The organism is Halorubrum sodomense, assembly GCF_900111935.1.
Classification (GTDB): Archaea; Halobacteriota; Halobacteria; order Halobacteriales; family Haloferacaceae; genus Halorubrum; species Halorubrum sodomense.
In genome coordinates, this window is record NZ_FOYN01000002.1 from 158493 (window position 1) to 171755 (window position 13263).

Below are 13263 nucleotides of genomic sequence, written 5' to 3' on the forward strand. Positions count from 1 at the left end.
GAGTCGCTCACTCCGTTCGCGCCTCGGTCCGCTCGCGTCTCGCGCATCACGGACTCACCCCCAGCGCGGCGACGACCTGCGCGGTCCCGATCGCCACGGTCAGGAACGTCGCGACGCCGACAAGCGATGTCTTCGACGCCGAGCCGACGCCGCAGACGCCGTGCCCGGACGTACAGCCCTTGCCGATCCGAGTTCCGATTCCGACGAGGACACCGCCGACGAACAGCCGCCACGGCTGGATCTCCGTCGTCCACAGCGTCACGCCGGCGACCTCGTACAGCTGGCCGGTCGTTCCGGGCTCGTACAGCGGGCTCGTGACCAGTCCGGACTGGAACGTCGCCGCGAACGCCAGCCCGCCCAGAACGATGCCGGCCGTGAACACGACCCGCCAGTCCCGGGAGCCGACGTACCGCTGGAACCGCGACCGGTCGGAGACGTACGACAGCGTCGACTCCAAGAACGTACTCGCTCCGGCCGGGATTCCCGTCCCGACGTAGATCAGAACGGTCCCGAGCCCGACGAGCAGTCCGCCGACGGCGTACCGGCTGATCCCGTTGGGGAACAGCTCGGCGACAGCCTGTAGCAGTACTGGGTCAGCGACCATGTGCGTCGTCAGTCACCCGCGAGGGAGTCCTGGCTGGCGGCGCAGTTGTTCGGCCCGAGCTCTAGGGTGAACGCCTCCTCGTCGTCGACGGCGTTCCGCCCGAGGTTCGTCGCGATGATGTCCTCGTAGTTGGCCGGCCGCGGCGGCATGTCCGAGAGGATCAGGTCGACGAACGCCCGTTCGTCCATCGTGAGCGCGTCCATCTCCGCGACGAGCTCGCCGATGGGCGCCGTGTAGGTGCCGTCGTCGGCCGGGACCGCGGCGTCGCTGAAGTGCGCGCCGCCGACGAGCGTGTCGTCCGGCAGCGAGAGGACGCGCTCCTGTAGCGACTCGTACAGCATGCGCGCCGCGTCGGGGGCGCCCTCGTCGCCCTCTTCGAGGTCGGGGCGGGCGACGCTCTCGACGAACAGCCCGTCGCCGGTCGCGAGCAGGCTCTCGTCGACGAGGTAGGAGGTCATCCCGGTCGTGTGGCCGGGGGTGTAGATGGCCTCGATCGTCGCGCCGCCGACTTCGAAGGTGTCGCCGTCTTCGGCCGTGGTCAGCTCGTCGGCGTACGTGACGCCGCGGTCGACGGCGGCCGCCGGGATGACGCCCTCCACGCCCTCGGCGTCGAGGTCGCGCACGCCCGAGACGTGGTCGGCGTGGACGTGCGTGTCGAGCGCGTACGTCAGGTCGACGCCGAGGTCGTCCGCGTCGTCGAGGTAGCGGTCGGTGAACGCCCGGAGCGGGTCGATGATCGCGGCCTCGCCGTCGTGATAGAGGAGGTAGCCGAGGCAGCCCGAGGACGGACGCTGGTACTGGAGGAGCGTGCCGGCGCCGTCGTAGCGCTCGACCTCGACGGCCTCGTAGACGCTCGCCCAGCCGTTCATCCCGTCTTCGAGGTGGTCGACGTCGTAGCCGCGCTCCGCGAGTGCGCCCGCGACGTACTCGCTGGCGCCGCCCTTCGCGCACAGCACGGTCACCTCGCGGTCGTCGGGGATCCGATCGAGGACGTCGTCGTCGATCTCGTCGTCGAGGAACTCGAAGTACGGGACGTTGATCGACGCGACGTTCTCGCCGTCGATGCGCCACTCCTCGTAGTCAGACCCCATACGCGCGTCGAGGATCGTCACGTCCTCGCCGGCGTCGATTCGACGTTTGAGCGAGTCCGGGTCGACGGAGTCGACGTCGACGTCCGGAGTCGGAAAGTCGTCGGCATTCATATTTCGCGGTCGGTTCTACCGGGTCGACGCACAAAAGAATTTTCATAGTATTTCCTTTTTTGGACAATACTATTGCCGGTCGCGGGCATCAGATATTCCTCTAAAGTATCTAATACGGGTTATAGAGTGCCTAAATACGTTTCGCGTTATATGGTAGTTGGCGATCTTCACAAGAAACAACAATCTTTTACCTTGGTGGAGGGTATTGTGCGATGGCTCCAATACACGCGGCCGGAGCAGATACACAATGAGTTCCGAATTCGACATCGCGGAGACGCTCGACGTGAAAGGCGCATCGTGCCCAATGCCAGTGGTGAAGACGAAGTCCGCCATCGACGGTCTCGCCGCGGGCGAGGTCCTCGAAGTGCTGGCGACCGACCCCGGCAGCATGAGCGACATCGACGGCTGGGCCGACGGCACCGCGGGCGTCGAGCTCGTCGACCAGACGGAGGGCGACGACGTGTACAAACACTACGTCCGCAAGACCGAGTAACGATGGGCACGGACACATCCGACGCGTCGGCAGACGACGCCTCCGACGGCGCCTCCGAGGCGACCGACGGCGACGCCCCCTCCCGCGCGGAGCTGGCCGCGCGCGTCGACGAGCTCGAGGACGCGCTCGCCGAGGCCGACGACGGCGGCAAGAAGATGAGCATCATCGCCACGAAGGGGACGCTCGACATGGCGTACCCGCCGCTCATCCTCGCCAGCACCGCGGCCGCGTTCGGCTACGAGGTGACCGTCTTCCACACGTTCTGGGGGCTCGACATCCTCCACGAGGAGCGCTCGAAGAGCCTCAAGCTCAGCTCCGTCGGCAACCCCAACATGCCCGTCCCCAACGCCGTCGCCGCGCTCCCCGGCATGGACCGCGTGACGACGCGGATGATGGAAAAGCGGATCGCGGACAACGACACCGCCACGGTCGAGGAGCTCCTCGAGACGAGCCTCGACATGGGCGTGGAGTTCCAGGCCTGTCAGATGACCATCGACCTGATGGACTACGACGAGGACGACTTCTACGACGGCGTCACCGCGGGCGTCGGCGCTGCCACCGCGCTCCAGGACATGGCCGAGGCGGACATCCAGCTGCTCGTCTGACCGCCGAAAAACGAACCGCTGTTCCGATCCCCGAACTCCCGTTCTCCCGCTACGACTCCCCGGCGGTGCGCTCGCGGCCGATCGCGCCCGCCACCGCCAGCAGGTAGCCCAGCCCGTACTGGACCTCCGGGTCGCGCACGCCGCGGAGCAGCCCGACGGCCCCGACCCGCTCTGGCGGTTCGCGCTCCGCCTCGCCGACGCCCTTCAGCAGCGTCTCGACGCCGTCGCGGGCGTCGTCGTCGGCCGCGGTCTGCGCCACTTCGCCGAGCGCGGCGCCGGTGCCGGCCAGCGACCTCACCATCTCGTCGTCGAGGGCCGCGGTCGCCAGTGACCCGACCTCGGCGATCTCGGCCAGCTCGTCGAGCGCCCCGCTCCGCTGGAGTTCGAGCAGCGTGTCGAGCGCCGCCCGCAGCTCGTCGCCGTTCTCGCCGACCCGCTCGGCCAGCTCGACGGTCTCGTCGGTCGCCAGCCCGTCGGCGGACTCCGCGAGCGTCGACCCCGTTGCCGAGAGCTCGCGGACCATCTCGTCGGAGAGCGCGCTCTCGCCCAAGGAGAGGGCGTCCAGCAGCTCGTTGACGGCGTCGAGCCGCTCCACGAACGCGGCGACGGCCTCGGGATTTTCTCGGATCGCCGCCTCGAGCTCGGCCGACTCGGAAGGATCCGTCTCGGACATGGTCAGAGCAGCCCCCGCGCGGTGAGCCAGTAGGACTCGTTGTACGCCAGCTTCGACCAGTGGAGCTTCTCCGAGGGGGGCGCGGGCGACGGCGGGGTCTCGTAGTCGAACTCGACGAACGAGGCCGCGTCGGTTCCGGTCTCGACGAAGCACAGCGTCTTGCCGTCGTACGTCGCCGTCGCCGGGCGACCGCGGACCTCGCTGGCGAGGCGCCGGCCGACGACGCCGGCCTGGTAGTGCGCCACGCTGCCCGCGTTCGGGACGCCGGTGTCGGCGGTGTCGCCGAGCGCGTAGACGTTCTCGGCGGCCTCGGCCTCCAAGGTGTGTTTGTCGACGTCGACCCAGCCGTCGTCGCCGAGCCCGGCCGCCTCGATCAGGTCGACGCCGCCGTGGGGCGGGATCGTCACGAGGAGGCCGTAGTCGAGCTCGGTCCCCTCCATCGACGTGACCGTCTCCGCGTCGGGGTCGACCGACTCGGCGTTGAAGAACGTCTCCACGTTGATGTCCCGTTCCTCCATGATGGGGCGGGCCCACTCTGCGATGTGGGGATTGCCGTGGACGCGCTGGATCGGGTACGTGTAGGTGATGTCGACGTCCTCGCGCAGGCCGCGCTCGCGGAACCAGTCGTCGGCCATGAAGACGAACTCCAGCGGCGCCGCCGGACACATGTGGGGAGTGCCGACGACGCTCAACACGAGCTCGCCCTCGGTGAACGACAGCAACTCCTCGCGCAGGGCGGTCGCGCCCGACTCGCTGTAGTAGTCGTGGCCGCCCGCCGCGAGGCCGGGAACCCGGTCGGGCTCCAGCGTCGACCCGGTCGCCAAGACGAGGTGATCGTACGCCATCGACGGCCCGCCGCCGTCGAACCGGAGCCGCCGGGAGTCGGTATCGATCTCGGTCACCCGATCGATCCGGAGGTCGACCGCGTCGTCGACCAGTTCGTCGAGCGCGCGGCGACCGTCCGCCGGTTCGCGCTGTCCGAACGGCACGTACAGCCAGATCGGCTTGTAGACGTGGTCGGGGTCGTCGTTGATCAGGGTGACCTCGACGTCGCCGGCGTCGAGCTCGGGTTCGAGCCGATCTGCGAGGTCGTTGGCGAGGACGGTGCCGCCGGTCCCGCCCCCGACGATGACGACGCGCTCGGTCATGCTTTCTCCACGTAGAACGCGTTGTGGTCGTCGCGCTCCTCGACGGCGAGCAGCTCGTTGCCGGCCTCCTCGGCCCACTCGGGGACGTCGGTGAGCGACTGATCGTTGTCGCTCAGGAGTCGGACGACGTCCCCCGACTCGGCGCTCCGAATCGCTCCGATGAGGTCCATCAGCGGGCCGGGACACGCTGCGCCTCTGGCGTCGACGGTCTCTTGGGGTTCGATGTCGGTCATGACGGTCTCACACGCGGTAGTTACGGGCGTGTAGTATTAGTATTGTGAGTAAATTCCAATATTCTAGAAACACTCTGACGGGGGGCGGACGGGCCGATCGCGACCGCGGTACCTCGACCGTCCCACCGACGTGTACCGGGCGGGTGCGGGGCGTCGACTATCGGTCCGTCTCCGCGCGCCACGCCGCCGGTAGCCGAGCGTAGACGACCGCGTTGTCGACGAGCGCGTCGACCGGGACGTACTCATCGGGCGCGTGGAGCGTGTCGGTCCCGAGCGCGAACTCGACGGTCGAGATCCCGGCGTTCCGAAGCCTCTTGGCGTCGCCGCCGCCCGTGGCGCTCCGCCTGAACACGCGGTCACCGGTAACGCCCGCCGCCGTCGACGCGACGGCCTCGACGAGCGGACCGTCGGGGTCTTCGGCCGTGCCGACGCTCCACGAGACGTCGGCGATCGCGACCCCCTCGCAGTCGGCGACGCACTCGCGGATCCCCGCGAGCACGTCGGGGGTGTGGACGCCGGCCGTCAGCCGTACGTCGACCTCGGCGCGCGCCGAGTCCGGGACGGCGTTCACCGCGTCGCCGCCCTCGAAGACGCCGAGGTTGATCGACGGATATCGGAACAGGTCCCGCGCGGCCGCCTCGCCCATCGACAGGGCGTAGTACGCGACCGATTCCTCGACGATCGGCTCCATCTCGACGCCGATCGCCAGCCGCTCGGTACCGAATCGATCGCGCATCGTCTCGACGGCGTCGTACAGTCGGTCGACGGCGTTGACGCCGAGCGTCGGCCGGGAGCCGTGCGCCGCCTCGCCCGACGCCTCGAGCGTCAGCCAGATGCTCCCCCGGTCCGCGACCGTGACGGAGCGGCGGCCCTCCTCGCAGGTCGGCTCGCCGATCACGCAGGCGTCCGCGTCGAGCGCCCCCGCGTCGAGCAGCGCCGGGAGCCCGGCGTCGCCGCCCACCTCCTCGTCGCTCACGAAGGCGAACAGGAGGTCGACGGACGGGTCGGTTTCGGTGGCTGCGAAGGCTCGGATCGCGAACAGCAACGACGCCACGGCGCCCTTCATGTCGGTCGCGCCCCGCCCGTAGACGCGGTCGTCGTCGCGCTCGCCGAGCGGGTCGCGCGTCCATGCGTCGGCGTCGAAGGGCACGGTGTCGAGGTGCCCGTTGAACAGCAGCGTGCGGTCGGCGCCGCCGGGGACCCGCACGAGCAGGTTCGGCTTCGCCGGGTCGACGGCGAACCGCTCGACCTCGACCGGGAGGGGGTCGAGGAACCGCTCGATCGCGGCGACGATCTCCCGCGTGTCGCCGGGGGGATTCGACGTGTCGACTGCGAGCAGGTCGAGGGCCAGCGAGACCAGCGCCTCGCGGTTTGCCCGCACGTACTCGGCGGGAGCGTCTTCGCCGGTCGTCGTCGGGGCCGCTCCCGTCTCCTCGGACATGAGTTCACCTTCGGTCCCCACCGATTTATTTATTTTGTATAATTCACACAATACCATGGCGGCGGATCGCGTGGGTACGTCGGCGGGTGGTGCGGTCGCCCGCGCGTCAGGGATCGGGTCGAATCGGCCGGTCCTCACGCCCTGCCGTCTCGCGTCCGTACCGGTCCTCGAACTCCTGTACGAGCTGATTGACGGTCGCGTACCAGCTGTTGAGCAGCCGTCGCATTTCGCGCGCGGCCTCCTCGGACGTTCGCGGTCGGTACGCGTAGTAGTACCCGCCGTGGTCGTAGTTCTCCTGTCGCTGAACGACGACACCGGCGTCGACGAGCCGCGAAATCGACCGGTACGCCGTCGACCGCTCGCAGTCCAGTCGGTCCGCCACGTCGTCCACGGTGAGGTCTCCGTCCGTCTGGTGTAGCTCTTGAAAAACCGTCTGGTCCCGATCGTTGAGCCCGTGAACGCACTCCAAGAGGTCGAGACACTCCAGGTCGCGTTCGAGGTCCTCGCGCACTGAACCGGACGTCATATCGAACAGTAGGGCGGCAGAGCGGGTTAAAGTTGTTCTCAAATAGCACAATACTGTTGCGGCCGGACGTCGTGCCGTGGATGTCCAACTGGTCGCGTCACCGCTCTCTCCGCGTGCTATCCGAAGAGCCTTTGTTACGTAGGCCCAAGACAATACACGAATGACGCTTCCAATCGACCCGAGTCAGATCGATCCGGACGACATCGGTGAACAGCAAGCCACCCTCGAGATGGACCACGAGGAGGCGATCGAACACGTCCGCGAGGTGTTCACCGACGCCGGATTCGGCGTCCCCGTCGAGTTCTCGCCGTCGGAGATGCTCAACGAGAAGGTGGACGCGGGCCGCGACCCCTACTACGTCTTGGGCGCGTGTAACCCCGAGGTCGCCGACCGCGCGCTCGACGCGACCGACAACAAGCTCGGCGCGCTGATGGCGTGTAACGTCGTTATTTGGGAAGAGGCCCCCGGCAAACAGCGCGTCTACCACGTTTCCATCATGCGTATCGCTCGGCTCGTCGGGATGGCGCCGGACGACGACGAGATGGCGAGCATCGTCGCCGATACCGGCGAACTCGTCGACGAAGCGTTCGAGAACCTGTAGTCGCGTTCCGCCCTGTTCCTGTCCCGCTCGACTCCCGCCCCGATTCCACACCTACTTATCCGCAACCACCGACAGTCCGGTATGAACCTCGCCGATTCGCGCGTCCTCGTCACCGGGGGCGCCGGCCTCGTCGGGAGCCACCTCGCGGCCGACCTGCTCGACCGCGGCGCGGCCGTCCGCGTCGCCGACGACCTCTCGAAGGGGACCCGCGACCGGGTGCCCGACGGCGCGGAGTTCGTCGCGGCCGACGTGACCGACCCCGACGACGTCGCCCGCGCGGTCACCGAGGACCTCGACGTCGTCTTCCACTTCGCGGCGTACACCGACACGAACTACGACGACGACCGCGTCCTCTTCGAGGAGAACACCGAGATGACGTACAACGTCTTAGAGCGGATGCGCGAGGTCGGCGTCGACCGGTTCGCGTTCACCTCCTCGTCGACGGTGTACGGCGAGGCGCCGCGGCCGACGGCCGAGGACTACGGCCCGCTCGAACCCATCTCGATCTACGGCTCCTCGAAACTCGCCGACGAGGGGCTCATCTCCACGCACGCCCACTCCTACGGGATTCAGTCGTGGGTGTTTCGCTTCGCGAACATCGTCGGCCCGCGCCAGCGCGGCAACGTGATCCCCGACTTCATCGAGAAGCTGGACGAGGACCCGACGGAGCTGGAGATCCTCGGCGACGGCCGCCAGGAGAAGTCGTACATGCACGTCACCGAGTGCGTCGACGCGATCCGGCACGTCGTCGAGGGCGCCGACGACGCGTACAATGTGTACAACCTCGGCACGCGGACGACGACCTCCGTCACTGACATCGCCGACATCGTGAGCGATGAGCTGGGCGTCGACCCCGAGTACGCCTACACCGGCGGCGACCGCGGCTGGACCGGCGACGTGCCGAAGATGCGCCTGTCGATCGCGAAGCTGGCCGACCTCGGCTGGGAGCCGTCGATCGAGAGCGACGCGGCGGTCCGGCGCAGCGCCCGCGAGCTTATCGACGAGATCGTCTCGTAAGAATCCGACTCCGGGATCGGCTGTTCTGCGGGAGGCTTCTGAACCCTCGGCCGCTCGCTTATAAATAACCGGCTCTGGTGAAACCCTCAACAAGTGATATATTCTGCCCCACCAGCGGTCAATACAGAGGACTAACAAATCGCTCAGTACAGATGGTACGGTACGGATAGCGGACGTGATTGTTCGGCCTCAACTACGAGGTTCTTGGTTTCTACCGGTTGTAGCCGACAGAACAAGAGTTGACCTATATAAAGATTTAAGTCAATCTGTTATTCGTAATACCTATGCCAAGCCAAGATCCTGATGATCCACCAGAATACAAAACTTTTCAAAAAGTAGCAGTAAATGGGAATGTTGTTGGTGAACTTAGGGTAAAACCCGACGCTTTATTATCAGACATCGAAGACGCAGCTTTCACCACGATATTAGCTGCCCAATTTGGTGAGGTTGCGCAAGAAGACGACGGAGGAGACTCTGAGATGCTCGAAAAGTATGATCCAGAAATACAAATCTGGACTGAGAACGAAGACGACGACGAATCGTCTTGGTCAGATCCACAGGACTTTTCAGAAACACATTTCCTCGATGTGTACGAGAACCTATAGCTGAACTAAGAGTTATCGAACAGGTATTCGTCCCTATTTCACCCATTCGGGCTTGCTCCATTCGCACTCTTCAGCGACTAGACGTTTCAGGCAAAATCTGTCTGGAGAATAGGATTTCAACAGCGACAAATAATCGTCTGTAGACCTGCGATGAACACCGCCAAAGCCCCAGCCGCTTACGTATAAATCGCTGCTGACGGATCGACGGAAAAAGCCTCCAAAGCCCCAGCCGGGAGGCGGGCGCACGCTCGCTGCGCCCGCCTCCCGGCTGCCCTTTTGAGTCCCGCCCCGCACAGCCCCGCACCTCACTCCTCCCCAGCCTCGCGGCTCACGGCTCGCGGCTTCGCCGCTCGCGTTCGCCGCGTCCCTCGCGCGGTGCTGTCGCCGGCGCTTCGCGCCGGCTTCCAGAGGGACCTCCGGTCCCTCGCGGCTCGGCCGCGATGCGGCCTCGCAGGCGCGCGCCACCGCAGTCCAGAGTGTCTCAATTTCGTCCCTTCGATCCCACGCCTCGCCCCCCGAGCCGCTTCGGAAGGGCCTTTTAACCCGCCCGTCGAACGGACGGTATGTTCAGGCAGTTCCGGTCGGCGGTCGAGGCGGCGCTCGCGGACGCGCTCGGCTCGCTCGACCTCCCGACCGACGACCTCGGCATCGAACGCCCGCCCGACGACATGGACGCGACGCTCGCCTCCAGCGTCGCCTTCCGGCTCGCGGGCGAGGTCGGCGACGCGCCGCCGAACGTCGCGGCGACCGTCGCGGAGGCGGTGTCGGTCGAGGGCGCCGACTACGTCGCGAGCGTCGACACCGCGGGGCCGTACGTCAACTTCCACGCGAACGAGCGCTACCTCGCGGACACCCTCGACGTGGCCGCCGCCGCCGCCGACTACGGCGCGCTCCCCGACCGCGACACGAGCGTGGTCGTCGAACACACCAGCGCGAACCCGACCGGCCCGGTCCACGTCGGCCGCGCGCGCAACCCGATCGTCGGCGACGCCGTCGCGAACCTCATGGAGTACGCGGGGTACGACGTCGACCGCCACTACTACGTCAACGACGCGGGCCGGCAGATGGCGGTGTTCACGTGGGCGTACGAGCGGTTCGACGAGTCCGACCTCGACGACGACCCGGCGCGCGACCGCGCGGAGTACGACCTCGTGCGCTACTACCGGAAGGGGAACGCCTTCTTAGAGGAGGCCGACGCCGACGCAGTCGAGGCCGCGGAAGCGGAGATACAGTCGATCCTCCAGGGGCTCGAAGCCGGCGACGAGGCGACGTACGAGCGCGTCGGCGAGGTCGTCGACGCGGTCCTCGGCGGGATGAAGGACTGCCTCGCGCGCCTCCCCGCGGAGTTCGACGAGTTCGTCAAGGAGACGCGGTTCATGCGCGACGGCTCGACCGACGATATCGCGGCGCGACTCAAGGAGACCGACCACGCGGTCTACGAGGAGGACGCCTGGCAACTGGAGCTCGACGAGTGGGGGATCGACAAGAACCTCGTGTTCCTGCGCTCGGACGACACGAGCCTCTACACCACCCGCGACCTGGCTCACCACGAGTGGAAGTTCGAGAACTACGACCGCGCGGTCACGGTCCTCGGCGAGGACCACAAGCTACAGGCCGACCAGCTCGGCGCGACCCTCGAACTGCTCGGCAACGACACCGACCGGCTCGGCCACGTCATCTACTCGTACGTCAACCTCCCCGACGGGAAGATGTCGACCCGGCAGGGGACGGGCGTGATGCTCGACGACCTGCTCGACGAGGCCATCGACCGCGCCCGCGACGCGGTCGAGTCCCGGATGGACGACCGCATCCGCGACGACGACCTCACCGACGAGGACGTCGAGCGCATCGCCCACCAGGTCGGCATCGGCGCCGTGCGGTACGACATCGTCTCGAAGCAGCCCGCGAAGGCGATCACCTTCGAGTGGGAGGACGCGCTCGACTTCGAGGCGCAGTCGGCGCCGTTCGTCCAGTACGTCCACGCGCGCTGCGCCGGCATCCTCGGCGAGGCCGCGACCGCCGGAATCGACGTGCCGGGCGTGACGGCCGACGCCGACGGCGAGGTCGACCCCGACGCGCTCGACGTGGACGCGGGCGTCTTAGAGACCGAGGCGGCCCGCGAGCTCCTGCGCGAAGTCGCGCGGTTCCCGGCCGTTATCGAGGCCGCGGCGGACGACTTGGAGCCGCACACGGTCGCCACCTTCACCCGCGAGTTCGCGGACGCGTACAACGCCTTCTACCGCGAGTGCCCGGTCCTGACCGCCGAGACCGCCGAGCTGCGCGACGCCCGCCTCGCGGTCGTCGCGGCCGCGAAACACACGATGGCGAACGCGCTCGACGTGCTCGGCGTCGAGGCCCCGGAGGCGATGTAACCGCCGGGTTCGACGGTCTCGATCCGGCGCCGCTCACCGCCCCGCCCGCAAACGGTTTCGTCCTGGCCGTCGTACGCTCGGCCGATGCTCGAACTCTCCCAGTCGGAAGGCTGTCCGCACTGCGCGAAGGTCCGCGAGACGCTCTCCGAGCTCGGCGTCTCCTACGTCGCGCACAACCCGCGGCTCCCGGGCGACGTCGGCGGCGACGTGACCAACGAGGTGACCCACGACGAGCTCACCGCGGGCGGCGAAGACCAGATCCCCTACCTCGTCGACACCGATCGCGGCGTCACGATGTACGAGAGCGACGACATCGTCGACTACCTCGAAGAGCAGTACGACTGAAACGGCTCCCGCCTCGACGCGGCCGCTCGCGGCCGAGGCGGGGCGTCTCATCGGAGAGAGCCCGCAGGTCAAAGCTTACTTACCCGCACGGGAGCGAACTGTAGGTAATGAGTAGCGACGCACAGGAGGCGAACGAGGACCGCCGGAAGTACGAGTTCCGCAAGGTGATCGAGGAACTCAAGGAGTACGAGGGCTCCGGCACCCAGCTCGTCACTATCTACATCCCCGAGGACCGGCAGATATCCGACGTGGTGGCCCACGTCACGCAGGAGCACAGCGAGGCGTCGAACATCAAGTCGAAGCAGACCCGGACCGCCGTCCAAGACGCGCTCACGTCGATCAAGGACCGACTGCGCTACTACGACACCTTCCCGCCCGACAACGGCATCGTGATATTCTCGGGCGCCATCGACGCGGGCGGCGGCCAGACCGACATGGTCACCCGGACGCTGGAGTCGCCCCCGCAGCCCGTCGAGTCGTTCCGCTACCACTGCGACTCGGAGTTCCTCACCGAGCCGCTCGAACACATGCTCGAAGACTCCGGGCTGTTCGGGCTCATCGTCTTGGACCGCCGCGAGGCGAACGTCGGCTGGCTGAAGGGGAAACGCGTCGAGGCCGTCAAGTCCGCCTCCTCGCTCGTCCCCGGCAAACAGCGGAAGGGCGGCCAGTCCGCACAGCGGTTCGCCCGCCTGCGGCTCGAAGCCATCGACAACTTCTACCAGGAGGTCGCGGGGATGGCGGACGACCTGTTCGTCGATAAGCGCCACGAGCTCGACGGGATCTTGGTCGGCGGTCCCTCCCCGACGAAAGACGAGTTCCTCGACGGCGACTACCTCCACCACGAGCTCCAGGACAAGGTCCTCGGCAAGTTCGACGTGGCCTACACCGACGAGTCCGGGCTGAAAGACCTCGTCGACAACGCCAGCGAGGTGCTCGCAGACCAGGAGATCGTCGAGGACAAACGCAACATGGAGGAGTTCTTCGAGAAGCTCAACACCGGCGAGGAGGCCACCTACGGCTTCGAACAGACCCGCCGGAACCTGATCATGGGCTCCGTCGACCGGCTGCTCATCTCCGAGGACCTCCGCTCCGACGTCGTCGTCTACGAGTGCCCGAACGGCCACGAGGAGTACGAGGTGCTCGACGCCCGCCACTCGACGCCCGACCACGAGTGCAGCGAGTGCGGCGAGGCGGCCGCGGTCGAGGAGCGGGAAGACGTCATCGAACACCTGATGGCCATCGCGGGACAGCGCGGGACGGACACGAAGTTCATCTCCACGGACTTCGAGAAGGGCGAACAGCTGCTCGACGCGTTCGGCGGCATCGCCGGCATCCTGCGGTACTCGACCGGCGTGTGAACTACCCCTGCCTACTCGCCGCCTGCGTTGCTCCTTAAGG

15 protein-coding genes are annotated in these 13263 nt (G+C 67.1%); 8 read left to right on the plus strand and 7 right to left on the minus strand.

Going from position 1 to position 13263, the window contains the following annotated elements; all coding sequences use genetic code 11:
* Positions 1 to 46: 46 nt before the first annotated feature.
* Together BM286_RS05730 and BM286_RS05735 are read right to left on the minus strand one after the other, a co-directional pair.
* Complete coding sequence (locus BM286_RS05730; protein ID WP_092920630.1) at positions 47 to 604, minus strand: YeeE/YedE family protein; 558 nt, start codon at positions 602 to 604, stop codon at positions 47 to 49.
* A gap of 8 nt (positions 605 to 612) precedes the next feature.
* A complete protein-coding gene (locus tag BM286_RS05735) occupies positions 613 to 1806 on the minus strand; it encodes an MBL fold metallo-hydrolase (protein ID WP_092920631.1) in 1194 nt (397 codons plus the stop codon).
* A gap of 247 nt (positions 1807 to 2053) precedes the next feature.
* Between BM286_RS05735 and BM286_RS05740 the strand changes: the two genes are divergently transcribed.
* Both BM286_RS05740 and BM286_RS05745 read left to right on the plus strand, forming a co-directional pair.
* Positions 2054 to 2299: a sulfurtransferase TusA family protein gene (locus BM286_RS05740; protein WP_092920632.1), complete on the plus strand. Its 246-nt coding sequence runs from the start codon at positions 2054 to 2056 to the stop codon at positions 2297 to 2299.
* Between the two features lie 2 nt (positions 2300 to 2301).
* Positions 2302 to 2904 carry a DsrE/DsrF/DrsH-like family protein gene (locus tag BM286_RS05745; protein ID WP_092920633.1) on the plus strand — a complete coding sequence of 201 codons (603 nt, stop codon included), beginning with the start codon at positions 2302 to 2304 and terminating at the stop codon, positions 2902 to 2904.
* Positions 2905 to 2953: 49 nt separating this feature from the next.
* On the opposite strand, the gene BM286_RS05750 is transcribed toward BM286_RS05745, so the two are convergent.
* From BM286_RS05750 to BM286_RS05770, 5 genes are all read right to left on the minus strand, one after another.
* Entirely contained in the window at positions 2954 to 3577 is a 624-nt protein-coding gene (locus BM286_RS05750; RefSeq protein WP_092920634.1) for a DUF1641 domain-containing protein, read from the minus strand.
* 2 nt (positions 3578 to 3579) lie between these two features.
* Complete coding sequence (locus tag BM286_RS05755; protein WP_092920635.1) at positions 3580 to 4725, minus strand: NAD(P)/FAD-dependent oxidoreductase; 1146 nt, start codon at positions 4723 to 4725, stop codon at positions 3580 to 3582.
* The gene (locus BM286_RS05760; protein ID WP_092920636.1) at positions 4722 to 4958 is read right to left on the minus strand and encodes a sulfurtransferase TusA family protein; all 237 of its coding nucleotides are present in this window, start codon (positions 4956 to 4958) and stop codon (positions 4722 to 4724) included. Before BM286_RS05760 ends, BM286_RS05755 begins: the two co-directional genes overlap by 4 nt.
* A gap of 157 nt (positions 4959 to 5115) precedes the next feature.
* The gene (locus BM286_RS05765) at positions 5116 to 6399 is read right to left on the minus strand and encodes a M20 family metallopeptidase (RefSeq protein WP_092920637.1); all 1284 of its coding nucleotides are present in this window, start codon (positions 6397 to 6399) and stop codon (positions 5116 to 5118) included.
* Positions 6400 to 6505: 106 nt separating this feature from the next.
* Positions 6506 to 6925, minus strand: coding sequence for a helix-turn-helix domain-containing protein (locus tag BM286_RS05770; RefSeq protein WP_167603332.1), 420 nt, complete (start codon positions 6923 to 6925; stop codon positions 6506 to 6508).
* Positions 6926 to 7085: 160 nt separating this feature from the next.
* Here BM286_RS05770 and BM286_RS05775 point away from each other — a divergent pair, with 160 nt between their 5' ends.
* From BM286_RS05775 to prf1, 6 genes are all read left to right on the plus strand, one after another.
* On the plus strand, positions 7086 to 7526 hold the full coding sequence (locus BM286_RS05775) for a DUF302 domain-containing protein (RefSeq protein WP_092920638.1): 441 nt from the start codon (positions 7086 to 7088) through the stop codon (positions 7524 to 7526).
* Between the two features lie 81 nt (positions 7527 to 7607).
* On the plus strand, positions 7608 to 8543 hold the full coding sequence (locus BM286_RS05780; RefSeq protein WP_092920639.1) for an NAD-dependent epimerase/dehydratase family protein: 936 nt from the start codon (positions 7608 to 7610) through the stop codon (positions 8541 to 8543).
* 284 nt (positions 8544 to 8827) lie between these two features.
* Positions 8828 to 9148, plus strand: a complete 321-nt coding sequence (locus BM286_RS15140; protein WP_137706574.1) for a hypothetical protein — start codon at positions 8828 to 8830, stop codon at positions 9146 to 9148.
* Between the two features lie 563 nt (positions 9149 to 9711).
* Positions 9712 to 11520, plus strand: coding sequence for an arginine--tRNA ligase (argS, locus tag BM286_RS05785; RefSeq protein ID WP_092920640.1), 1809 nt, complete (start codon positions 9712 to 9714; stop codon positions 11518 to 11520).
* A gap of 84 nt (positions 11521 to 11604) precedes the next feature.
* A complete protein-coding gene (locus BM286_RS05790) occupies positions 11605 to 11865 on the plus strand; it encodes a glutathione S-transferase N-terminal domain-containing protein (protein WP_092920641.1) in 261 nt (86 codons plus the stop codon).
* Positions 11866 to 11972: 107 nt separating this feature from the next.
* Positions 11973 to 13223, plus strand: coding sequence for a peptide chain release factor aRF-1 (prf1, locus tag BM286_RS05795; protein ID WP_092920642.1), 1251 nt, complete (start codon positions 11973 to 11975; stop codon positions 13221 to 13223).
* Positions 13224 to 13263 lie beyond the last annotated feature (40 nt).